Source organism: Pseudomonas sp. TE36184, assembly GCF_054060055.1.
The window spans coordinates 817,152-839,997 of the sequence record NZ_JBSSCU010000001.1; the positions used below are offsets into that span (position 1 = coordinate 817,152).

15 protein-coding genes are annotated in these 22,846 nt (G+C 64.0%); 4 read left to right on the plus strand and 11 right to left on the minus strand.

All coding sequences use genetic code 11. The features are described from left to right. Positions 1–5: 5 nt before the first annotated feature. On the plus strand, positions 6–2,381 hold the full coding sequence (locus ACVWZP_RS03780; protein ID WP_046490929.1) for an efflux RND transporter permease subunit: 2,376 nt from the start codon (positions 6–8) through the stop codon (positions 2,379–2,381). Between the two features lie 49 nt (positions 2,382–2,430). Here ACVWZP_RS03780 and ACVWZP_RS03785 read toward each other — a convergent pair whose 3' ends face one another. Next, the gene (locus ACVWZP_RS03785) at positions 2,431–7,329 is read right to left on the minus strand and encodes a hypothetical protein (protein ID WP_457369384.1); all 4,899 of its coding nucleotides are present in this window, start codon (positions 7,327–7,329) and stop codon (positions 2,431–2,433) included. A gap of 141 nt (positions 7,330–7,470) precedes the next feature. On the opposite strand from ACVWZP_RS03785, the gene ACVWZP_RS03790 reads away from it, so the two are divergent. The 3 genes from ACVWZP_RS03790 to ACVWZP_RS03800 all read left to right on the plus strand — a co-directional run bounded on the left by ACVWZP_RS03790 (position 7,471) and on the right by ACVWZP_RS03800 (position 9,255). Next, positions 7,471–7,758 (plus strand): DUF5629 family protein, encoded by a 288-nt coding sequence (locus ACVWZP_RS03790; RefSeq protein WP_046383661.1) that lies wholly within the window; start codon positions 7,471–7,473, stop codon positions 7,756–7,758. Further along, positions 7,745–8,920 carry a lactonase family protein gene (locus ACVWZP_RS03795; RefSeq protein ID WP_457369385.1) on the plus strand — a complete coding sequence of 392 codons (1,176 nt, stop codon included), beginning with the start codon at positions 7,745–7,747 and terminating at the stop codon, positions 8,918–8,920. Before ACVWZP_RS03790 ends, ACVWZP_RS03795 begins: the two co-directional genes overlap by 14 nt. Positions 8,921–9,075: 155 nt before the next feature. Beyond that, positions 9,076–9,255: a hypothetical protein gene (locus tag ACVWZP_RS03800; protein WP_046383659.1), complete on the plus strand. Its 180-nt coding sequence runs from the start codon at positions 9,076–9,078 to the stop codon at positions 9,253–9,255. A 39-nt stretch (positions 9,256–9,294) separates the two neighbouring features. On the opposite strand, the gene ACVWZP_RS03805 is transcribed toward ACVWZP_RS03800, so the two are convergent. The 10 genes from ACVWZP_RS03805 to ACVWZP_RS03850 all read right to left on the minus strand — a co-directional run bounded on the left by ACVWZP_RS03805 (position 9,295) and on the right by ACVWZP_RS03850 (position 22,626). Continuing rightward, positions 9,295–9,897 (minus strand): glutathione S-transferase, encoded by a 603-nt coding sequence (locus ACVWZP_RS03805; RefSeq protein ID WP_457369386.1) that lies wholly within the window; start codon positions 9,895–9,897, stop codon positions 9,295–9,297. Next, entirely contained in the window at positions 9,894–13,532 is a 3,639-nt protein-coding gene (locus tag ACVWZP_RS03810; RefSeq protein WP_457369387.1) for an AAA family ATPase, read from the minus strand. The genes ACVWZP_RS03805 and ACVWZP_RS03810 overlap by 4 nt, the downstream gene beginning before the upstream one ends. Next, positions 13,529–14,770 carry an exonuclease SbcCD subunit D C-terminal domain-containing protein gene (locus tag ACVWZP_RS03815; RefSeq protein ID WP_457369388.1) on the minus strand — a complete coding sequence of 414 codons (1,242 nt, stop codon included), beginning with the start codon at positions 14,768–14,770 and terminating at the stop codon, positions 13,529–13,531. Before ACVWZP_RS03815 ends, ACVWZP_RS03810 begins: the two co-directional genes overlap by 4 nt. Positions 14,771–15,284: 514 nt before the next feature. Next, entirely contained in the window at positions 15,285–16,925 is a 1,641-nt protein-coding gene (locus ACVWZP_RS03820) for a BatD family protein (protein WP_457369389.1), read from the minus strand. Then, a complete protein-coding gene (locus tag ACVWZP_RS03825) occupies positions 16,922–18,661 on the minus strand; it encodes a tetratricopeptide repeat protein (protein WP_457369390.1) in 1,740 nt (579 codons plus the stop codon). The genes ACVWZP_RS03820 and ACVWZP_RS03825 overlap by 4 nt, the downstream gene beginning before the upstream one ends. After that, positions 18,658–19,746, minus strand: coding sequence for a vWA domain-containing protein (locus tag ACVWZP_RS03830; protein WP_057004657.1), 1,089 nt, complete (start codon positions 19,744–19,746; stop codon positions 18,658–18,660). The genes ACVWZP_RS03825 and ACVWZP_RS03830 overlap by 4 nt, the downstream gene beginning before the upstream one ends. Next, positions 19,739–20,233, minus strand: coding sequence for a DUF4381 domain-containing protein (locus tag ACVWZP_RS03835; protein ID WP_017846484.1), 495 nt, complete (start codon positions 20,231–20,233; stop codon positions 19,739–19,741). Before ACVWZP_RS03835 ends, ACVWZP_RS03830 begins: the two co-directional genes overlap by 8 nt. Continuing rightward, positions 20,230–21,162, minus strand: a complete 933-nt coding sequence (locus ACVWZP_RS03840) for a DUF58 domain-containing protein (protein ID WP_017846483.1) — start codon at positions 21,160–21,162, stop codon at positions 20,230–20,232. Before ACVWZP_RS03840 ends, ACVWZP_RS03835 begins: the two co-directional genes overlap by 4 nt. Positions 21,163–21,167: 5 nt before the next feature. Continuing rightward, positions 21,168–22,127, minus strand: a complete 960-nt coding sequence (locus tag ACVWZP_RS03845) for an AAA family ATPase (RefSeq protein WP_003218556.1) — start codon at positions 22,125–22,127, stop codon at positions 21,168–21,170. Positions 22,128–22,275: 148 nt separating this feature from the next. After that, entirely contained in the window at positions 22,276–22,626 is a 351-nt protein-coding gene (locus tag ACVWZP_RS03850; RefSeq protein ID WP_017846482.1) for a hypothetical protein, read from the minus strand. Between the last annotated feature and the right edge of the window lie 220 nt (positions 22,627–22,846).

Here is a 22,846-nt window from a genome sequence, read left to right on the forward strand (position 1 = left end):
AAAGAATGAGCAGTCATCACAACGATAAAGCGACCTTTCTTGAGCGCCTGATCTTCAACAACCGCCCGGCAGTGATCGTCATCTGCCTGCTGGTGAGTATTTTCCTGTTCTGGCAGGCGACGTTGATTCGCCCCTCCACCAGCTTCGAAAAGATGATCCCGCTCAAGCACCCCTTCATCGAAAAGATGATGGAACACCGCAACGACCTGGCCAACCTGGGCAACACGGTGCGTATCTCGGTGGAGGCCAAGGACGGTGACATCTTCACCAAGGACTACATGGAGACCCTGCGGCAGATCAACGACGAGGTGTTCTACATCTCTGGCGTCGACCGCTCGGGCCTCAAGTCGCTGTGGAGCCCCAGCGTGCGCTGGACCGAAGTCACCGAGGAAGGCTTTGCCGGCGGGGAAGTGATCCCGCAGAGCTACAACGGCTCGCCGCAAAGCCTCGATCAACTGCGCAACAACGTGCTCAAGTCCGGCCAGGTCGGGCGCCTGGTGTCCAACGACTTCAAGTCGAGCATTGTCGACATCCCGCTGCTGGAGTCCTACCCGGACCCGCAGGACCAGGGCAAGTTGCTGGCGCTGGACTATCGGCAGTTCTCCCATGAACTGGAAGACAAGATCCGCACCAAGTTCGAAGCGCAGAACCCCAACGTCAAGATCCACATCGTCGGTTTCGCCAAGAAGGTCGGCGACCTGATCGACGGGCTGGTGATGGTCGTGTTGTTCTTCGGCGTTGCCTTCGTCATCACGCTGGTGCTGTTGCTGTGGTTCACCAACTGCCTGCGCAGCACCGTCGCGGTGTTGAGCACGACGCTGGTGGCGGTGGTCTGGCAACTCGGCTTGATGCACTTCTTCGGCTTCGGGCTCGATCCGTATTCGATGCTGGTGCCGTTCCTGATCTTCGCCATCGGTATTTCCCACGGCGTGCAGAAGATCAACGGTATCGCCCTGCAATCGAGCGACGCGGACAATGCGCTGACTGCCGCACGGCGGACCTTCCGGCAACTGTTCCTGCCGGGGATGATCGCGATTCTGGCGGATGCGGTGGGTTTCATTACCCTGCTGATCATCGACATCGGGGTGATCCGGGAACTGGCCATCGGCGCGTCCATCGGCGTGGCGGTGATCGTGTTTACCAACCTGATCCTGCTGCCGGTGGCGATTTCCTACGCGGGCATCAGCAAGCGCGCCGTGGCCAGGAGCAAGAAAGACGCGAATCGCGAACACCCGTTCTGGCGCCTGCTGTCGAATTTCGCCAACCCGAAGGTCGCGCCGATTTCCGTCGCCCTGGCGCTGGTCGCGTTCAGCGGCGGCCTCTGGTACAGCCAGCACCTCAAGATCGGCGACTTGGACCAGGGCGCGCCGGAGCTACGCCCGGACTCGCGCTACAACAAGGACAACAACTTCATCATCAACAACTACTCCACCAGTTCCGACGTGCTGGTGGTGATGGTCAAGACCAAGGCCGAAGGCTGCTCGCGCTATGAAGCCATGGCGCCCATCGACCAGTTGATGTGGAAGATGCAGAACACCGAGGGCGTGCAGTCGGCGATCTCGCTGGTGACCGTGTCCAAGCAGATGATCAAGGGCATGAACGAGGGCAACCTGAAATGGGAAACCCTGTCGCGCAACCCGGATGTGCTGAACAACTCCATCGCCCGCGCCGATGGCCTGTACAACAACAACTGCTCCCTGGCGCCGGTGCTGGTGTTCCTCAACGACCACAAGGCCGAAACCCTCGACCGCGCCGTGCATGCGGTGCAGGACTTCGCCAAGGAAAACAACAAGGACGGCCTGGAGTTCATCCTCGCCGCCGGTAACGCCGGGATCGAGGCCGCTACCAACGAGGTGATCAAGGAGTCGGAGCTGACCATCCTGATCCTGGTGTACCTGTGCGTGGCGACCATGTGCATGATCACCTTCCGCTCCTGGGCGGCGACCCTGTGCATCGTGCTGCCGCTGGTGCTGACCTCGGTGCTGGGCAACGCGCTGATGGCGTTCATGGGCATCGGCGTCAAGGTCGCGACCTTGCCGGTGGTGGCCCTTGGCGTGGGCATCGGCGTGGACTACGGCATTTACATCTACAGCCGTCTGGAAAGTTTCCTGCGCGCTGGCCTACCGTTGCAAGAGGCGTACTACCAGACGCTCAAGTCCACAGGCAAGGCGGTGCTGTTCACCGGGTTGTGCCTGGCGATCGGCGTGTGTACCTGGATTTTCTCGGCGATCAAGTTCCAGGCCGACATGGGCCTGATGCTGACCTTCATGCTGCTGTGGAACATGTTCGGTGCGCTGTGGCTGCTGCCGGCGCTGGCGCGGTTCCTGATCAAACCGGAGAAGTTGGCCGGGCAGAAAGGCAACTCGCTGTTCGCCCACTGAGTGCGGCGGTGGGGGCGGTTGCGCCCCCACCGGCAACGTCACGCTGCGCTCACCGGCTTGCGCGCGGTGTGGGCGCGATCGCCAGGAACAACTGATCCACCGGCGGCGTGATCAATACGTAGACAATCCGCCTGATCGGCTCGGCGCCCGGCTCCTGGGGGTTGCGCAAGCTGCTCTGGACGTGTTGCTTGAGCAAATCCTTCTGCGTGTATTTGCGCTGCTCCGCCAGTTTCAGATGGGCGCGGGTATAGCGCGCGGGCGGGGCGTCGGCGCTGGCGTAATGGAAGTGGGCATACCACAGCACCGTCGGCGGTTTTTTCGCTTTGTCATACACCGCGTATTCGGTGAAGAAATCGCCACTGAGGGTCGGCCGTTGTGGGTCGGCCAGGCTGGTCAGGTTGATATCGATCTGCTGGTGTTGCCACAGATACTCGAGGCTCTCCTGGGTCGGCCATTGACGCTTGTAGCCCTCGCTGCACACCCGTTCCGCCAGCCGCAGCATATCGCGGGCCTGGGCCTGGTACTCATCGATCAGGTCCTGGGCCGAGGGTTTGTCGAGGTGGTCGCGCTGGATTTCCTCGGCCAGCGCGGTGAGCTTGTCCGCGTGCCCGCTGAGCAGCTCATCCCAGTCGCCCGGGTTGACCTGTTGGCGTGTACGCGGCGAGTCGAGTTTTTGCCGGTCGGCGGTAATGACGCGTTCAATGTCGCGGCGCTGTTCGATCAGCGTCTGGGCCAAACCTTTGAGGGTCGCCAGCGTGCGGCCTCGCGGGGGCTGCGTGGGGGCTTGGGAAGGCGGTTCGGCGGTGGTCGCCCAGCCGTCCGCGTGCTTGTTGAAAGAGGCAACGGCTTCACCGGTCAGCGTATCGGTGAGGGTGAAGTGCTCCTCGGCGTTCTGCGCATCGGCCGGCTTGAGTTCGCCGATCAAATACTCTTTTTTGCGGGTCTTGAACACGCGCTTTGTCGGCGCCTTGGCGCGCAGGGTTTTCGACAGCGGCAGCACCACCTCCAACGCTTCCTGCTTGCGCACCACCGATTCCAGCTCGCTGTTCGCCAGCGCCTGGGCGTATTCGAGGCCCGCCAGCAGACGTTCGGCCTGCGGGCGCAGGCGGCTCGGGTTGAGCGCCTGGAGTACGCGGATCGCCTCTTCATAACGGCGGTACTTTTTCAGCACGCTCTCGTACACCTGCCGTTGTTCGACCAGGGTGTATTCGGTGCTGCTGCGCACTTCGACGTGAGACAGCAGCGCCGCGCTCAGGTCGGTTTGCTCCAGGCGTTTGACGTACAGCTCTTCCTGCGGCGGCAGGCGTACATCGGTCATCTCCACGCTGCTGACGGCCAGGTAGTCGAGGGCATTGAGCCGCAGGTTGTCGGGGAAAAAATTCTGCGGGTATTCGATCTGGGCCAGCAATTCCTGGCGTATCGTGCGTCCCGCCAGCGAATCGTTTTCCAGCTGTTCCAGGGTGGTTTCCATGGCAACGGAAACCTCGGCCATGTGCTGGCGAATGTTTGCTGACTCGGTGGCGTTGCGCACGTATTCGTCGTAGACCGTCGAGTCGCCGAGCAAGTTATTCACGAACATGCGGCGCGCCATTCGCGCCATGGGTTCGCCCGCGCCGGAAAAGCGCATGGCGTTCAACCGGCCCAGGAGCATCTCGTGGATAAACAGTTGTTGGTCCCAGACCGTCTTGAGGATTTTCGCGCGGTCATGCACATGCACGCCGGCGCCGCCGACTTTTTCCAGTTCTACGCCGAGCTTGACCATCTCCAGGCGCGGGGCCAGTGATTGGGCAAACAGCAATTCCAGGTTCTCCAGCAGAATCTGGAATTCGGTGCGCAATTGCTGATGCTTGAGGGTTTCGCGCTGATGCCGTGTTTCCAGGGCGGGCCTTTGCTGGTCGCTGGCTTTTTGCAGCAGGTTCCACACCAACTGCGCGGTTTTGCGTTGTTTGACCAAGGCGTCCAGGGCGGGTGATATCTGCGTGCTCGCTGCCTGGAATGGCGCCATCAGGTGCTGCATGTCTTCACTGAGCACTTGCACCCGGGCGAGCACTTCTTGTTTCTTGCGCAGGTTTTCTTCGCGCAAGGCGGCCAGGCGCTTGGGCCCGCCACCCAGCAGTTTGAGCCCGCGGTCCAGCGACCAATGGCCGTTGCCATCGGTTCTCAGCAAAATCCCGGGATGTTCGGGTTTTTGCGGATGAACGATGAACACGTCAGCAAAACCCGGGACGATGCTGACCCTGAATAACAGCCCGGCCATCGAGGCATGCCACAGGCCGTTGATGCGGTACAAGCCTTGGTGAGGCCCGGTGTCGAGTGGCGCGGGAGCGGGCACGGGCCACGGCACGTTGACGGCGCGCAGTTTCTCCAACAGCGCGGCCGCGGCGGTGTCGCCGGCCAACGAATGGTCGAAGTCCAACGGCGTGCGGCCACCGCCGGGTGGTTCGCTGGGCAGGCCGATGACGCCGCGTTCGACCGCCGCTGCATGGCGGGTTGCCAGGCCGGGCGGGCGTCGGAAGGGCGTGCGCGTGACGGGCTGTTCGTCGAGCGGCGGGCTGGCGCTGTGCGCGCTGAGGGGGCCTTGATGCACCAGCAGCATGCCGATATTGAGCAGCAGGTCGACCCACGCCAGCTCTTTCGCCGTAGGGTCAGGGCTCTCCAGCGCCGGCAGGTCCTGGGTCAGGCTTTGCGTCGCCTGGATCAGCCAGCCGATCGTCGCCAGGGGCCCGCGCACGGCCATCAACAAGGTGTTGAAGCCCAATTGCATGCCTTCGAGGATCAACGCCCAGCGGCTTTGCGCATTCGAGGTCGACTCGCGCTCGGCCTGGTCCAGCAACTGGCGGGTTTCGCAGCCGAACAGATAGTCCATCAGGCTGCCGTGGTTGAGCGCTTGCAGGATTTCGTCGCCGCTCGCATCGCCGGCCGGCGCCAATTCTGCGGGTTTGGGCACCTCGGGCAGCCGGTCGAACTCCGAACCGATGCCGATGCGCAGGATGTGCGGCTGGCTGAACCCGCCGTTGCTGTAGATCGCCCTGGCCGGGTCGGGCAGCCAGGTCAGCACGCTGTCCTGTAGCGCACCGGGTTGCACAATGGCCGCCAGCAGGTGTTCGCGGCTGCTGAACTCGAGCAGCGCGTCGCGATAGGCCGGACGGTACAGCAGGTGCGGCCCCAGCCGGGTGTCGAGCGGTTCGATGATGAACATGTTCTGCACCACGTCCGCTATGGCTGCCGGCGTGCGTAGAAAGGCCAGGGGGCGGATGACCATTTCGTCGCCATCGACCCGACGTGCCAGCGGGTTGGTTGCGAGCAGTGCCCGCACACAGCGCGCGCCGCGCGTGGTCAGGCCGGCTTCGCCGCGGAGCGCGTGCTCCAGCGCCTGGGTTTTCAGGTGCAGGGGCCGCTGTTGGTTGAACAGCCGCTGGCGTTTGCGCGCGGCGGCGGTGTCGCCCATCAGTTCCCGGCGCAGGTAGGCGGGATAGTTGTTGCCGATGTCGACACGTTGGACCAGTTGCAGCACGTAGGCGGGCGTCAACCACGCTTCGAGCGCCCGGCCGCTGCGATGGCTGAGCGTCATGCGGCCTCTGGGGCTTCCCGACAGGTTCTTCAGCGCCAGGTCCACCAGGCTCATGGATACCGGCGCGAGGTAACCACCTGCAAGGCTGCCCACCGCGACATGAAAGGTCAGGGTCAACTCGTCGGCCCGGTAGCCGGCAGCGCGTGCCGCGTCGTTGCAGGTACGCTGGCCGCCCAGGGCGACAGCGCGATCCAGGCACAGTTGATGGTTCAAGTGCTCGGCGGCATAGCTATGCAGGGTTTCCAGGCCATCGAAGTCGGAATCGCCGAGGGTCTGGCGCTTGATCCCGGCCTGTTCAAGCAGGCATTCGCGGTAAGCCAGGCGGTCGGCGGCGCTGGCGCGTTGCAGCCAGTCGGGCAGGGCGGCCTGGAGAGACGCCAGCGTGGCCAGCGCCGTGCCACTGGCGCGGGCGCGGGCGAAAAACCGCGCCGGTTGGGTGATGGCGGCAAACTGTTGTTCCAAGGCCTGCACCGTGCTGTTGGCCGGGAGTTGCAGGGCGGCCAGGTCCTCCAATTGCTGGTTGAGGATCAGCGCGGCCTGGACCTCGAAAATATTGCCGTCGGGTTCGTACTGCTGCCAGGTGATGCTGTCGACGCTGAAGCGCTGTTGCAGGTGGTCGGCCCAGGCCTGGCCGAAGGCGTCCAGGTCAGGGTAGGTCTCGATTGCGCCGGATAGACGGCACAGCAACACCTGCTCGCGGCACACCACCAGCAGGTCGCTCGCTTGCAGCGTGAGCATGCTGCCTGCGCGCGTCAGGTGCGCCTCTAGCGTATAGGCATGAATCGCGTTGTCGGGGGCCGGGCGGCGTGCGCGGGTGGCACGGTCTGGGTAGCGCGCCAGGGTATTGAGGATGTCCAGCGGTTGGGCGTGGCGTGCGGCGGCGTCGAGCAGCGTGCCTTGCAGCACGTCGGCCAGCCATTTCCAGCGGCTGCCGCCGGCGTCGCTGTCTTCGCCCCAATAGGTGGCCACAGCGTCTTGGAAGCCAATAAACAGCAGCGACGGCAGTTCGCGAATGACGGCTTCGATGACGTCAAGATCATAGGCGTGGGCGCCATTGGCCGGATAACCGAGCCGCGTGCCGCTGGCATCGCTCAAGTAGCTATCCAGGCCGTGGCGCATCGACACATCGGGAAAGCTGCCGTCGGCGAGATGGTTCAGCGCGACCTCCAGCAACGGCAGCAACGCCCGCCCGCCACCGTCACGGGGTACGGCCAGTCGCAGGTCGGCGAGGGGGTGTGTCAACGGCGGATATTTCTCCGCCAGGTTGCGCGCCAGCATCTGCGCGGTGACTGCGCGCAGTGTCGGACGCTTGAGAAACTGGGCTTCAAGCGCTTCCCGCAGCGGGTCGGCGGCGAGGGGGAGATTGTGGTCTGGCATGGGTATTCCTTTACGTTGAATAAAGACGTGCCCTTGCACGGTAATCCGCAGTGTGGCGCCGATGCGGTAGCCGGTTATGGTTTTAGGTCCTGGCGGCAAAGTGGCCTATCATTAGCCCTTTGAACCTGATGAAAGACTGTGATGACTACTACTTTGACGGCCGTCCTTGCCACCAGCGACATGCTTGAAATCGACGGGCTGCATGCCTTCGAGTTCGCACTGGATGAAAAAAAGCTGCTGATCATCGCCATGGATGGCCGTGCGCAAAAACGCTGGAGTTTCAGTCTGGAACAGCTGCAGGCCGCGGTCTTCGATGAGACTCTGCAAAGCTGGACGCTGACCGGTGATGTGGGCGAGCACCGTCTGGTCTGCATGAGCGCAATCACCGCCAATAATAATGAAGAGGATGAAGCGGATGCTGATGCGTAAATTCTGGCCCTTGTTGATCGCGGGCAGCGTCGGGGCGATGTCGGCACAGGCCGCACCGGCCGACACCTATGAACTGTTGGTCGGCAGCTACACCGCCGGCAGCAGCGAAGGGATCTATCGCCTGCAATTCGACAGCCGCACCGGGCGGTTCCAGGGCCAGCCGGTATTGGCGGCAAAAACGGCCAACCCGTCCTGGCTGACGGTCTCCAAGGATCAGCAGCATCTGTTTGTCGTCAATGAAAACGGCCCCGGCCAACAGGACGCGGTCGGTCGCGTCAGCAGCTACCGCATCGACCCGCAGAACCATCAGCTCACGCTGATCAATCAGGTTCAAAGCCTGGGCAGCGAGCCGACGCATTCCAGCGTGGCCGCCGATGGCCGCTACCTGTTCGTCGCCAACTATTCGGTGCTTGAAGACCCGGGCGGCAGCCTGGCGATTCTGCCGCTGGACCCCCAAGGCAAACTGGCGGCGCCCGTGCAGTTGAGCGGGCACCCGGCGAGCCGGGTCAACCCGCAACGCCAGGCGTCCAACCATGTGCATTCGGTGGTGCCGGCGCCGGATGGCAAGTATGTGTTTGTGCAGGATCTCGGCGCGGACAAGGTGTTTGCCTACCGCTACGATCCCAAGGCCAACCCTGAGCAGCCCCTGACCCCGGCCAACCCGGCATCGGTGCCTTTGCCGCCGGGCAGCGGCCCGCGGCATTTGCTGTTCAGCGCGGACGGCAAGCATGCCTGGCTGACCACCGAGATGAGCGCTCAGGTCGCGGTGTTCGATTACCACGACGGCACGCTCAGCCAAACCCAACTGGTGGACTTCGCCGCCGGGCAACCGGTGTCCGACAAGGCCGGCGCGGCGCTGCATGCTTCCAGCGATGGCAAGTTCCTGTACGTGAGCAATCGCGGCACGGCCAATCAGTTGCTGGTGTTCAGCATCGATCCGGCGACCGCGCATCTCAAGGAACTGCAGCGCCGTTCCGTGGACGGCGACCACCCGCGCGAGTTTAGCCTGGACCCGAGCGGCAAGTTCCTGCTGATCGCCAACCAGAAAAGCAATGAAATCGTGGTGGTCGAACGCGACCCACACACCGGCCTGCTCGGCAAAACCGTGCAAAAACTACCGATCGATGCGCCCAGCGACCTCAAGTTCCTGGTGCGTCAATAAGCCACAGGCCCCGCACGTCGGGGCCTGATCCTCTTTATTAATTCGATTAATAACAGCTACTGTTTCAAAGCATTTCTAAGGCCCAACCCTCGGGCGTAAGTTGAGTTCCAAGGCCTCCCCGGCCACTCAACCAAACGAACACAAGGGTTACCGACATGAACTTCAATCTCTTCTCGATCATCGCCGCCTCCGCTGTTTCCGCCACTGTTGCACTGCCAGCTGCGGCCAGCGTGAACATCATCGGCAAACAATCCAGCACCAGCGCCTACACCCAGAAATACCTGCAACAGAGTGCCAACTTCTACGCCGCACTGGATCACAAAACCCAGTACTGAGCGCCCTGTGGGAGCCGGCGCGCCCGCTCCCACATCGATTCAGGCAGATTCAGGCTTGGCCATCACCGCGATAAACAGCGGCGAGTCCAGAAACCACTGCAACCACGCCTGCACCCGTCGATATGAGGTGCGCGCAAACCACTCCCGATCGACATGGGCAAACTGCCGCACAAACGGCGCCACAGCCATATCCGCAAGGCTTGGATGATCGGCGAGCAAACCCGCACGGTCAGCCAGCAACGCCTCCAGCTTCTGCAAAAACACCTCACCGTCGGCCCGATACGCTTCCATCGGCCGCTCCGGGTAGCGCTCGGCATACTTGTAGCGATTCAAGTGATGTTTGAAGCCCAGGTCATTCTCGGCAATCAGCGCCTGCACCGCGGGATCACCCTGCAGTAACCAGTCTTGCGGATCGTTTTGCGCCAGGGCCCAGCGCATGATGTCCAGGCTTTCGTCGATTACCCGACCGTCTACGCTCAACACCGGCACCGTGCCTTTGGGCGACAGCGCGAGCATCTCGGCCGGCTTGGCCTTGAGGCTGACTTCGACAATCCGCAGCGGCACGCCGCAATAGCGCAGGGCCAGGCGGGCGCGCATCGCGTAGGGGCAACGGCGAAACGAGTACAGCAGCGCCTCGCTCACTTCACCTCCACGGTGCTCAAACCATTGCCCTGACGCTTGACCTGGATCTGCACCGGAATGCGCTCGTGCATTTCCTGTACGTGGGAAATCACCGCCACCTTGCGGCCCTGGGCTTGCAGGCCGTCCAGCGCGTCCATGGCCAATTGCAGGGATTCCGGGTCGAGGCTGCCGAAACCTTCGTCGATAAACAGCGACTCGATCTTCAAGGTACTCGAGGCCATCGATGCCAGGCCCAGCGCTAGCGCCAGGGAGACGAGGAACGTCTCGCCGCCGGACAACGAATGCACCGAGCGCAGTTCGTCGCCCATTTCCGTGTCCATCACCAGCAGGCCGAGCATGCTGCCGCCGCGTTTGAGGCGGTAGCGGCGCACCAGTTGGCGCAGTTGCACGTTGGCGTGGTGTACCAGCAAATCGAGGTTGTAGGCCTGGGCGATCTTGCGGAAGGTGTCGCCGGTGGCCGAGCCGATCAGCGCGTTGAGGCGCGCCCAGCGTTGCCATTCTTCATAAGCCTTGGTGATCTGTTCGGCCAGGGCGTGGTTGGCGTCCTGGCGGCGCTGGTCTTCGGATTGCCGCGCGCGCAGTTCGGCGCAGTGTTTTTCGCCCTCGGCCAGTTGCTGGTTGAGCGTGGCCAGTTGGGCGTCCAACTGTTCGGCGTCGAGGTTGCCGTTGTGCAACGCCTGGTGCTCGGCCAGGCGTTGTTCGCGCTCTTGCAGCAGAACCCGGGCTTGCTCGACGGCTTTTTCGCTGTTGTGCAGTTGCTGGCGCAGTGCGCTGGCATGGGCCTCGTCCAAGGCCAGCAGGCGCTTGAGCCCGGCGTCGTCCAGGTCGGGGTGCAGGGCGCGCCACTCGCCCAAGCGCGTCGCGAGCGCGTGCTGTTCGGCGTGCAGCGTGTGCTGGCGGTCTTGCTGGGCCTTGAGGTCGGCGGCCAGTTGGATCAAGGCGTTGCGGATGTCCTGCAGTTGTTGATTGGCGTCGGCTTCGCTTTGCCGAGACTGCGCCACGGCCTGTTCGAGTTGCTGTTGCCAGTCTTCGGCGCGTGGGTGTTCACCGAGCAGGCGGGTGAGTTTTTCCTGGGCCGCGTGTTGCTGGGCGGCCAGTTCGCTGACCTGCTGGCGCAATGCGTCGAGTTGCTGCTGGCGATGTTGCTGATGGGTGTGTTCTTTCTCGATCGCCTGCTGACGCGCTTGTTGCTCGGCCAGTTCATCGCGCTGATGGGCCAACTGTTCGAGGCGCTGACCAACCTGTTGGTCCAACTGCACGAAGGTCGCCGCCGGTTCGCTGCGCAGGCCCTCGAGTGTCTCGGTCGGCAACAGGCTGGCGAACGCCTGGAGTTCTTCGTCGAGGCGTTCGCGGTCGTTGGCCAGTTCGCGTTGCTGGTCGATCAGTAACTGGCGCGCCTGCTGGCTGGCGTCCTGGGCGGCTTGCAGCTGTTGCTGCAGGCGCCCGGCGTTTTGTTGCAGGTTGAGCAAGGCGCCTTGGCGTTGCTCGTCCTGGGTGATGTTTTGCGTCAGTTGACTGAGCTGCTGGGCCAGCCAGGTGCTGCGCCGGGCCGCCTCCTGATTGAACAGCGCGGCCGCCAGCGGGTGCGCGTCCAGGCTCGGCGCCAGGGCTTGCTGTTGGATTGCCAGTTGCTCCTGTTGCTGCAGGAATTCCTTTTGCTGGGCGATCAAACCGCCGACTTCACCGCGCAGCTCGGTGAGTTTTTCCTTGAGGCTGTCGACGGCTTTCTGCGCCATCGCCTCTTCGTTTTCGTCGTGGCGACCGAGGCTGTGCAGCAACGCTTCGGGTTGGTGATACGGATGCGCTTGGCTGCCGCACACCGGGCAGGGCTGGTCATCCTGCAATTGCCCGCGCAACTCCTCGACACTGGCACTGCGGGCCAGGCGCTGGCGCTCCAGCAGTTGCTTGGTCACCGTCAGGGTCTGTTCGGCGCGCGTGAGTTCGGCTTTGGTGTGCAGGCCGGTCTGGTTCAACTGATCGCGTTGTTGTTGCGCGTCCGCGAGTTTTTGCGTCAACACGCTGGCTTGCTGGTCCAGCTGTTGCTGGTTGTCCCACAGCCGGGTCAGGTCTTCGAAGGCGCGTTGCTGCTTGCGATTGTCTTGCAGCAGGCTGGCGAGTAACTGGATCTGCTCGGCGACGGCGTGAGGTTCGGCGCCGGCCTCCTGGTACAGCAGGTCGAGGGCATCGCGTTGTTGGGCGAACTTCTCGGCGGCGGCGGTGGCGCGCTGTTCAAGCTGCGGCAGTTCGGCCTGGCCTTTGTTCAGGCGATTGCCGATCAGCATCAGTTGTTGCAGGCGGTCGCGGTAGGCGTTCCAGGCCTCGCTCAACGGCGCGAGGGCGGCGCTGCGTTCCAGGCCGGCGGCCAGGCGTTGCAGGCGCTCGGCGACGTGGGTGTGCTTTTCCTGCAAGCCCTTGAGCAAGGCCTGACCTTCGGCGCAGGCCGTTTCGTGCTGTTGCTGGTCCTCGTTGCGCTTGGCCAGTTCCTTGTTCAGGTGGGCGAGGGTGTTCTGTTCCTCGAAGGCCTGGCGCAGCAAAGGCCCGGCGTCGACCTGAGCTTGCAGGGCCGCGGCCAGCGCTGTTTGGGCCGATGCCTGCTGTTGTAGGGCTTGCTCCTGGCGGCCATGCAGATCGGTTTGCTGCTCGATCTGCGCTTGAATGTGCGCGGCCAGCGGCGTGAGCAAGGTGTCGAGCTCAGCCTGGCGCGCGAAGTGATGGCGCTGCGGCGCCAACTGTTCCAGGCGGCTCAAGTCCTCGCGCTGCGGGCCTTGGCTGTCCCAGTGTTGCTGGGCTTGTTGCAACTGTTCGACGGCACTGAGCTTGCGCTCCTGCCATTCGCGCAGTTCCTTGAGCCAGGTGTGCTGCAGCTCCAGCTGCTTGAGCTGGGCTTGCTCGGTTTTGAACTGTTGCTGCGCGTGGGCCAATTGTTGGTCCAGCTCGGCGCGGGCTTGCTCGGCCAGGGGTTCCACGCCGGTGGCCTGGTCCTGTAGTTGTTTGTGGGCGTCCTTGGCGTCCTTGGCCTTGTCGAAGGCGCGACGGCCGAGTTGGGTGTAGAGCGCGGTGTCGGTGAGCTTTTCCAGCAGTTCGCTGCGCTCGTTGTCGTTGGCCTTGAGGAAGGCGCTGAACTCGCTCTGCGCCAGCAGCACCGCGCGGGTGAACTGTTCGAAGTTCAGGCCCAGGGCCAACTCCAGCTGGGTCTTGTATTCGGTTTTCTGGCTCGCCAGCAACTGGTCGCTGTCCAGGTCGATCAGGCTTTGCCGGCTGTTCTGCAACTTGCCGCTGGCTTTGTCGCGGGCGCGGTTGGCTTCCCAGCGCGCACGGTAGCGGCGGCCGTTGACGCCGACAAAGTCGACCTCGGCATACCCGCCGCCGGTGCCGCGTCGCAGCAACGTGCGCGGGTCGCCGATGGAAATATCGCTGTCGGCGTCGGGCATCTTGGCCTGGCCGGTATCGCCCAGGCGTGGCACGGCACCGAACAGCGCCAGGCACAGCGCGTCGAGCAGAGTACTTTTGCCGGCGCCGGTCGGCCCGGTAATCGCGAACAACCCGGCGCTGGCCAGGGGCTCGGCGGTAAAGTCGATCTCAAACGGGCCCGCGAGGGAGGCGAGGTTTTTCAGGCGGATGGCGAGGATCTTCATGGCTGTTCGCCCTCCTGTTGCACTTCCTGGAGCAGCACCGCGAAGTCCTTCAAGGTCTGTTCATCCACTTCACTGCCGTAGTTGTCCTGCCAGGCGCGGCTGAACAGCTCCTGGGGGGTGAGCTGGTCGAGTTCGATCAGGCGCTCGTTGTCGGTGTCGTCGCTGCCGCGTTTGCCGGCGTACTCGGCAGCGATACGCACCAGGCGCACGGCCTTGCCTTGCAGGGCGGTTTCAATTTGCTGGCGCAGGTCGGGTTGCGGCTCGTCGAGGCGCACGCGCACTTCCAGCCACGGCTGGCGTTGGGTTTCGGCGAGCAGGTCGATGTCCGGCAAGTCGCCGAGCTGCTTGAGGATATCGGCCAGTGGCGCCGCTTCCAGGCGTTGCAGGTTGACCGCGCGCGGGATCAGGCGCGGTTCGACGCTGAGCAGGGTTGCGCCGTCGAACGTCACGTCGAGAATCTGGTGCTGGTAGCCGATTTCGGAAAACGACAACGGAATCGGTGAACCGCTGTAGCGAATGCGTTCTTCGCCGTTGACCCGCTGCGGCTTGTGCAGGTGGCCGAGGGCGACATAGCTGACACTGGCGTCGAACAGGCTGGCGGGCAGCGCTTCGGCGTTGCCGATGATCAGGCTGCGCTCGGAGTCTTCCGACACCGAACCGCCGGCCATATGTGCATGGCTGATGGCAACCAGCGCCTGGCCGGGCTCGCGTTTGGCGTTGGCTGCGGCAATCAGCCACTCATGCACCTGGCCGATACCGCGCAGGTAATCGTCGCCCAGTTGCGCCCCGGTGACTTCCGCCGGGCGCAGGAACGGCAGCGCCAGGCACCAGGCGGCGATCTTGCCGTCGGCGCCGGGCAGCGGGATCAGCAAGCGCTCGGTATCCAGTTGCCTGTCATCGAGCCACAACACCCGGCCCAGGGCATGGGTGCGCAAACGGCGCATCAACGGCGCGGGCAGTTCGATGCGCGAGCCGGAGTCGTGGTTGCCGGCGATCATCACAATCGTGAGGTTGGGGTTTTGTTCGTGGGCGCTGATGATGAAATCGTACAGCCGCTCCTGGGCCTTGAGCGGCGGGTTGACCGTGTCGAAGATATCGCCGGCGATCAACAGCACGTCCGGCGCGTGCGCGCCGAGCTGACTCAGCAGCCACTCGAGGAAACAGGCGTGTTCGAAGTCGCGCTCCTGGCCATGCAGGTTTTGCCCAAGGTGCCAGTCGGAGGTGTGAAACAGACGCAAGGCGAGCTCCGTGGAGAAGATGAAAAGGAGGGGAGTTTACCTGTATTGCGCGCACGCTGCTCCAGACGACGCAGATCCAGTGTGGGAGGTGGTTTGCCTGCGATGGTGGTGGTCCGCTTGAGCAGTGTTGTCTGGCCCATCGCTATCGGGGGCAAGCCCCCTCCCACAGGGGTATGCGGTGTGCGTTATGTCTTGGAGGGCAGGCAATTCAGGGCGCGGTCGGACAGGTTCGGGCTATGTCGACCAGACGACGCAGGTCCAGTGTGGGAGGGGGTATGCGGTGTGCGTTATGTCTTGGCTGGCAGGCAATCCAGGGCGCGGTCGGACAGGTTCGGGCTATGTCGACCAGACGACGCAGATCCAGTGTGGGAGGGGGCTTGCCCCCGATGGCGGCGTGTCAGCCGACATCATAATTGACTGATACTCCGCTATCGGGTGGTGGTGGGTCCGCTTGCTCGGTGTTGACTGGCCCACCCCCCGTCCCGACTCTCGATTCGTGACGTATCAGGGGGGGCTATTTGGGATACAACGGCGGCAAGCTGGTGGTGTCGGTCGTCGGGTCTTGCTCGCGTTCGGCCATTGGAATGGCTTTTACCGCACGCCACAGTTCTTCACCCAGCCAATAATGGCCGCTTTCGCTGTACAGCGCGCCGTTCAACCCATCCAGCGCGTCGGACAGCGGCACGAAGCGCGCCGCCATGTCGGCCAGGGTTTCCGGTTGTTGCCGGGCCCAGGCGTCGAGGGCCTGGCGCGTGGCCTGGGGGTCGTTGGCCTGGGTCGCGCGCTTGAGGTCGTCGAGCAGGGTGCGCGGGCTCGGGCCGGTTTGTGCGGCGCGTTGCACCGCCGGTTGGCGGCGTGCGCGCCACCACAGGCCGAAACCCAGCAACGTGGTGCAGGTAAGGAGCAGGGTGCTCAGTTGCCACAGCCACAGGCGGCTATCGTCGGGGGCGGTGATCACGGTCGGTGTCGCGGGCGTGTCCACCACCAGGCTCGGGTTATTCGCCACTTGCAGCGTGCGGGCGGGCAGGCGGGTGCGTTCGAGGTGGTCCTCATGGGTGTTCCACCACACCACTTCCACCGCCGGCAAGTCCAGCGCGCCGGCGCGGGTGGGCACCAGGGCTTCGCGGTCTTCTCGGCTGCCGATCAGGCCACGGTCGTTGTTCTGGTTGCCGACTACCGGCTGGTCCGGATAGCGGCGCAGGCCATTGATTTCGGTGCTCGGCAGTGCCGGCAGTTGTGCGCTGGAGAGGCCCTCGGCCTTGACCGTCAGGCTGCGGGTCAGGGAATCACCGACCTGCACGTGGTCCGGCTCGGGGTTCCAGTTTTCGCTCAGGGTCAGGCTGCGTGCCGGCAGCCACGGCGCCTCGGCGGGGTACAGCTCGGGCTTGGGTTTGACCGTCAGCTCGAGGGGCGCGGAGCTGACGTGGATCAGCTTGCCCGGCTTGGTGCCCTGCAGCGTGTTCTCCTGCGGCGGGCGCGATTCCACCAGGGTCGCGCTGAAGGTCTGGGCGGCAATCGTCAGGCTGCCGCTGTGCTGCGGGTAGATCGCGTAGCGGGTTTCGATCACGCCGTGGCGAATGCTGTTGATGACCTTCTCGTAGGTGCGTGATTCGCCCAGTTGCTCGATGCGCGCATCGGGAATCTGCAGCGGCGTGAGGCTGCTGTCGTCATACAGCGACACCGAGTGATACACGCGTACCGTCAACAGGGCCTGGGCCTGCACGTACACGGTGTTCTGGTCGAGGTTGGATTCAACGAACACCGGCGCGAGTTCGGCGTTGGTGTCCTGGCTGGTGGTTTCCAGCACTTGCAGGCTGATCGGCTGGGTCGTGTATTCGCCCACTTGCAGCGGCGGGATCACCACGGTGCCGTTTTGCTTGGGCAGCAGGGTAATGATCCAGCGCGTGGTGGCGTGGTTATCGCCGCCGAGGGTGGTGAGTTGGTTGATCTGGCGCGTGCCGCTGACTTCGAACTGCGCCTCCAGCGGCGACAGGTCGGGTTTGCCGAACTGCGTGACGTCGCCGGATTCCACCGTCAGCTCCACCGTTTCCCCGGAATTGAGGCGGCTGCGGTCGACGCTGGCGACCAGGTTCGCCGCCTGGGCGTGGCTTGCCGACAACGCGAGCAGAAGCAGAAGGGTGGTGCGGCGGCTCATCGAGTCTTGTCCTGATGCTGTTGCTGTTCGTACCAGAATTTGCGCCGCAGCAGTTCGCCGGGGTTGTCCGGGATCTCCTGCAGCCATTGTTCCAGGGCCTGGCGATGTTCGTCGTCCAGGCTGGCGCCGCTGGGGCGCAACGGCGGGGTGGTGGTTTGCTCGTCCTCCAGCTCGCTGCCCGGCACGTCATTGCCGCCCGCTTGTGGCGTGGCGCCGGCCTGGGTATCGGCGGTGCCGGCTTCGCCCTGGTTTTGCGGCGATTGCTCGCCACCCGTGGCACTTTGCGCGCTGGCGCCCGGTTGCGCAGTTTGGCCGGGTTGGGTGGTTTCGTCATCTTCGTTTTTTGCGGGCGGGGCCGGCTCGGGCTGCGCCTGTTGTTGTATCAGGCTTTCCACCAGGGCCTTGTTTTTCAGGGCCGGCAGCAGATCGGGCTGGGCTTCCAGCGCCTGTTCGTAGGCATCGATGGCTGCTTCCAGCTCACCGGACCTGGCCAGTGCATTGCCGCGATTGTAGTGAGAGTAGGCGTCACTGCCCTCGGCAAAACGCTTGATGGCTTCGGCGTAGTTACCCGCTTCGTACAGCGCCACGCCTTGCCATTGCGGGTCTTGGAAGCGTTCGGCGGCTTCGGCGGGGCGTTTTTTCTTCAGCAGGTACTGGCCTTGCTGGTCGGGGCGCAGCCACAGGTCCTGGAGTTCGAAGGCATAACTGGGCTGCGGTGCGCCAAGCAGCAGCAACGGCAAGCAGAACAACCAGCCACGCCGCCCGGCGCACGCGGCCAGCAGCAACAACGGCAGTAGCAGCCAGTAACCCTGGTCGGCCCAGGTGTCGAGGTGCAGCAGTTGGCCGTCGTTGCGCAGGGCTTGCGGCGCGTCGAGCATGCCCAGTTGGCGCAGGTCCTTGTCGTCCAGGCGCGCGGCACGGTAGCGGCCACCCATTTCGCTGGCGAAGGCTTTGAGCGTCGGGCTGTCGAGGCGCGGCACGAGGATGGCGCCTTGGTCGTCCTTGAGGAATTCGCCGCTCTCCAGGGTCACCGGCGTGCCTTCGCGGCTACCGATGCCGAGGATCGACAGGCTTGGCGTCTGGCCGCCTTGCAGCAGCAAGCGGATGCCCTGGCGTTCCTGCTTGGACAGCGATGAACCGATCAGCAGCAGACGCCCCTGGCCGAGGCCGCCTTGCTTGAGCAGGCCGAGGGCTTTCTCCACGGCCAGGTCGGCGCGGTGCCCGGGCTCGGGCATCAACGAGGGGCGTAGCGCTTCGAGCAGGTTGCGGCTGGTGGCCAGGTCGTCCGACAGCGGCACCAGGGTGTGGGCGCTGCCGGCATACACGACGATGGCGGTTTGTGCGTCGCTGCGCGCCTGCAGTAAGTCATACAGCTTGCGCCGTGCCTGCTCCAGGCGGCTGGGCGGGCTGTCGGTGGCGAGCATTTCCGGGGTCAGTTCGAGCAGCACCACCAAGGGGTCGGAAGGCTTCTGGCTGGTCTGTTCCACCCGTTGCCAACTGGGGCCGAGCAAGGCCAGTACTGCCAGCAGCCAGGCAATACCGAGGAGCACCCACGGCGATTTGCTTTCACGGCCATTGCCACCGCTGAGCAGCACGGCATGGAACGCCGGCGGCAGGATCATCTGCCAGCGCCCGGCGCGCTTTTGCCGGTGCCACAGCTGCCACAGCAACCAGCCGAGCAGCGGCAGCAGCAACAGCCACCAGGGACGGAACCAGTGCGGCCACAGGTCGATCATCGACGCCTCCGCAAACGCAGGCGTTTGAGGCGCTGGCGCCATTCTGGGTGCTGTTGCAGAAAATGCCCCTTGGTCGACAGTTTGTTGAACAGCCGTTGCAGCGCGTTGTTCGGCCAGCGCTCCTGCACCACCAGCAACAGGCTGAGGATCAGCGCCAATGCCAGGGGGCCGCTGTACAGCGCCTGGGCCGGGCGCGCCTGGGTCGGTTGCTGTTCGACCGGTTCAAGTTGGTCGAGGGTTTCCTTGACCGCTTGCAACTCTGCGCCATCGCGGGCACGGAAGTAGCGGCCGCCGGTGGCCTCGGCGATGGCCTTGAGCGCCGGTTCGTCGAGGTCCAGGCTCGGGTTGACGCCCAGCACGCCAAGGGAACCGGTTTGTTCCGGATCGGCGCCGATACCGATCGGGTAGATCTTCACGCCTTCTTCGGCGGCCAGACGCGCGGCGGTCAGCGGGTCGATCCGGCCGCCGTTGTTGGCGCCGTCAGTCACCAGGATCAGCACGCGGCTTTGCGCCGGGCGCTGGCGCAGGCGTTTCAAGGCCAGGCCGATGGCGTCACCGATGGCGGTGTTCTTGCCGGCGATGCCGATGCGCGCTTCATCCAGCCAGGTGCGTACCGTGTGGCGGTCGAAGGTCAGCGGCGCTTGCAGGTAGGCTTGGCTGCCGAACAGGATCAGGCCGACGCGATCGCCTTCGCGCCCTTCAAGGAAGTCGCCGAGCAGGTGTTTGACCAAGGTCAGGCGGCTGACGTCATCGTCCTCCCACTGCATATCGGGAAAATCCATGGAGCCGGACACGTCCACCGCCACCAGCAAATCGCGGCCGCTGGCGGCAATCGGCAGCGGTTCGCCGAGCCATTCCGGGCGGGCGGCGGCGGTCAACAGCAGCAGCCACAGCACGACGAAAGGCGCCTGTTGCCGCCAGCCGGGCAGGTTCGAGCGTGCGCGGCGGCCCGCCAGGCCTTCGAGGTCGCTGAGGTAGCTGACTTTCAGCGCGGGCTCGCCGCTGTCGGCCGCCGGCAGCACCAGGCGCATCAACCAGGGCAACGGCAGCAGGGCGAAGATCCACGGCCAGGCGAACTCAAACATGTTTGCGAATCCAGGTGTCGACGGCCTGGGTCAGGCCGGCGATGGCTTTGTCGTCGAGTTTGCATTCGGGCTTATAGGCGCCTTCCACCAGCACCATCCAGCGTGTGAGGCCGGCGGCGGGGCAGCGGTTATCGAGAAACGCCAGCCATTTGCGGCCATTGAGGGTGTGGCTCTGGCTGTAGGGGTAGTCGTTGCGGCACAGGCGCTTGAGCAGGCCGTTGAGTTGCTGCAGCCAGGCCCCGGCGGGCGCGCCGTCGTAGGGTCTGGGCATCAGCGCCAGTTCGGCCAGGGCGGCGATGCGCAGCGGGTCGAGCGGTTGTTCGGCGCGGGACACGGGGCGCCGCGTGGGCAGGAAACGGCGCAGCCACCACACGCCCCAGCCCAGCAGCGGGATCACCAGCAGCAACAGCCACCAGCCTGGCGCAGGCGGCCAGAAGCCGATCGCCGGTGGGGCGATCAGCGGTTGGAGTTGGTCGAGGCTGCTCATTGCTTTTTAACCGGGCGTTGCGGGTTGAGGTATTCGCGCAGTTGCTCGACCATTTCGCTCTGGGTGCTCAAGGGCATCAGCAATACCCGCAGTTTCTGCGCGAGCAGTTCCCAGCGGGCGCTGCGCGCTTCGGCCTGGGCCTTGTAGGCCTGGCGCAAATCGAAGTTCAGCGTGTCCAGTTCCAGTTGTGCACCGCGTTCGGCAAAGCGCAGCAGCCCGGCGGCGGGCAGGGCGTGGTCGAGCGGGTCGGAGATCGGCAACAGCAGCAGGTCGCAATGGCGTGACAACAGGCTCAGCTGTTGTTCGGCGCCTTCGGTCAGTGCGCGTTCGTCGCAGATCACGATCACCAGGCTGCCGGGGCGCAGCACTTCACGGCCACGGCGCAGGGCCAGGCCCAGGGCGTCGGTTTCGGGGCCGCTTTCGGTGCTCAGGCTCTGGTTGACCCGCACCAGGCGGTTGAGCAGTTGCAGCAGGCTCTGTTTGCTGCGCCGCGGTTTGATTTCGTAGTGCTCGTTGTCGCCGAAGACCAGCCCGCCGACGCGGTCGTTATGCCCCAGCGCCGCCCAGCCGATCAGGCTGGCCGCCTGGGCCGCGAGCACCGACTTGAACATCTGCCCCGAACCGAAAAACAAGCGGCAGCTTTGCTCCACCATGATGAAAATCGGGCGTTCGCGCTCTTCGTGGAACAGCTTGGTGTGCGGTTCCTGGGTGCGCGCGGTCACGCGCCAGTCGATGGTGCGGACATCGTCGCCGGCCTGGTAGACGCGCACCTGGTCGAAGTCGACCCCGCGCCCGCGCAGCTTGGAGTGGTGCAGGCCGATCAGCGGGCTGCGCTGGCTCGGCGTGGAAAACAGCTGCACTTCGCGCACGCGGTGGCGCATCTCAATCAATTCGCTGAGCGTGACGCGCACTCCATCGCTGGCGTTCATCGATTTCAAGCGACGGCTACGACGTCGAGAATGCGTTGCACCACGCGGTCCTGGTCGATCCCGGCGGCTTCGGCTTCGAACGACAGAATGATGCGATGGCGCAGCACGTCGAACAGCACCGCCTGGATGTCTTCCGGGCTGACAAAGTCTCGCCCGGCCAGCCAGGCGTGGGCGCGGGCGCAGCGGTCGAGGGCGATGGAGCCGCGGGGGCTGGCACCATAGGCGATCCACTCGGCCATTTCCGGGTCGAATTTGGCCGGGGTGCGCGTGGCCATGACCAATTGCACCAGGTATTCCTCCACCGCATCGGCCATGTACAACCCGAGGATTTCCTTGCGCGCGGCAAAGATCGCCTGCTGGCTGACGCGGCGTTCGGGCTTGGTTTCACCGTTGAGCGCCTCGCCACGGGCCTGCTGCAGGATGCGCCGCTCCACGGCCGCGTCCGGGAAACCGATCTTGACGTGCATCAGGAAACGGTCGAGCTGGGCTTCGGGCAGCGGGTAGGTGCCTTCCTGCTCGATGGGGTTTTGCGTGGCCATCACCAGAAACAGCGGCGACAGCTCGTAAGTACTGCGGCCCACACTGACCTGGCGCTCGGCCATGGCTTCGAGCAAGGCCGACTGCACCTTGGCCGGGGCGCGGTTGATTTCGTCCGCCAGCACCAGGTTGTGGAAGATCGGCCCCTGCTGGAACACGAAGCTGCCGGTTTCGGGGCGATAGATTTCAGTGCCGGTGATGTCGGCGGGCAACAGGTCGGGGGTGAACTGGATACGATGGAACTGCGCTTCGATGCCTTCGGCCAACTCCTTGATGGCCTTGGTCTTGGCCAGGCCCGGCGCGCCTTCCACCAGCATATGGCCGTCGGCAAGCAAGGCAATCAGCAGGCGCTCGATGAGTTTTTCCTGGCCGAGAATCTGCGTAGAAAGAAAGGTTCGCAGCGCAAGCAGCGCTTCACGATGTTCCATCGATGACGGTTCCTGGAGAGATGAGCCCGAGCGTCGAGAAAAAACGCCGGGCCTGGGGGGCTTACTTTAATGCATCGGGGGGGGCGGCGACTAACGGCGCGCGGGGTATTTTTCGCAAAACGTGTAGGAATTTTGTGTGTCAGTAGCCTCAGGCACGGATATAAGTGCCTGTGCCCCTGAGAATGTTCTGCAGGGTTTCTTCAACTTCAGCCAAATCCTCAGGGGCGGTGCTGTGCAGAATCTCCAGGTGATCCTTGCCGCCCAGCGCATCGGCATCGCCTGCCGCCAGCTCAATCAGCAACGTGCTGTCACTCAACGTGACCTTCAGGCCCTCGAGGGTCGAGGGTTCGTCGTCCCAGGTCAGCTCCACCTCGTCTTCATCCGGGTAACGGGCCAGTATGAACATCTCGCCCTTAGCGCTATGGCAGCAGAGCATGGCCATGTTGTCTTCTTCTTCGTCACATGGGTTGGCGATCAGGTTGGTAGTGATCAATTGCATGGCAGTCCTATGGGTTTATTGGCCGCAAAAGGGGGATTTTGCCACTGCCGCCATATTTATGTCGGTGTGAATTTCATCCGTGCGTCATGGCTTGAGCACAACGATTTTGCCTTTTTTATAGGTTGACTATCTAAACGGCGGTACGCCTGTCGGCTATGGCCTGGGGGCCGCCTGGTTATATTTATCCCATTGCGCAGAATATACGCCGCTGTCGGCGAAC

Excerpts from the sequence above, each read along its gene's own strand:
- ACVWZP_RS03785 (WP_457369384.1), bottom strand. The coding sequence starts at position 7,329 with ATGCCAGACCACAATCTCCCCCTCGCCGCCGACCCGCTGCGGGAAGCG.
- ACVWZP_RS03835 (WP_017846484.1), bottom strand. The coding sequence starts at position 20,233 with ATGAGCAGCCTCGACCAACTCCAACCGCTGATCGCCCCACCGGCGATC.
- ACVWZP_RS03790 (WP_046383661.1), top strand. The coding sequence starts at position 7,471 with ATGACTACTACTTTGACGGCCGTCCTTGCCACCAGCGACATGCTTGAA.
- ACVWZP_RS03810 (WP_457369387.1), bottom strand. The coding sequence starts at position 13,532 with ATGAAGATCCTCGCCATCCGCCTGAAAAACCTCGCCTCCCTCGCGGGC.
- ACVWZP_RS03820 (WP_457369389.1), bottom strand. The coding sequence starts at position 16,925 with ATGAGCCGCCGCACCACCCTTCTGCTTCTGCTCGCGTTGTCGGCAAGC.
- ACVWZP_RS03825 (WP_457369390.1), bottom strand. The coding sequence starts at position 18,661 with ATGATCGACCTGTGGCCGCACTGGTTCCGTCCCTGGTGGCTGTTGCTG.
- ACVWZP_RS03850 (WP_017846482.1), bottom strand. The coding sequence starts at position 22,626 with ATGCAATTGATCACTACCAACCTGATCGCCAACCCATGTGACGAAGAA.
- ACVWZP_RS03845 (WP_003218556.1), bottom strand. The coding sequence starts at position 22,127 with ATGGAACATCGTGAAGCGCTGCTTGCGCTGCGAACCTTTCTTTCTACG.
- ACVWZP_RS03795 (WP_457369385.1), top strand. The coding sequence starts at position 7,745 with ATGCTGATGCGTAAATTCTGGCCCTTGTTGATCGCGGGCAGCGTCGGG.
- ACVWZP_RS03780 (WP_046490929.1), top strand. The coding sequence starts at position 6 with ATGAGCAGTCATCACAACGATAAAGCGACCTTTCTTGAGCGCCTGATC.
- ACVWZP_RS03840 (WP_017846483.1), bottom strand. The coding sequence starts at position 21,162 with ATGAACGCCAGCGATGGAGTGCGCGTCACGCTCAGCGAATTGATTGAG.
- ACVWZP_RS03830 (WP_057004657.1), bottom strand. The coding sequence starts at position 19,746 with ATGTTTGAGTTCGCCTGGCCGTGGATCTTCGCCCTGCTGCCGTTGCCC.
- ACVWZP_RS03800 (WP_046383659.1), top strand. The coding sequence starts at position 9,076 with ATGAACTTCAATCTCTTCTCGATCATCGCCGCCTCCGCTGTTTCCGCC.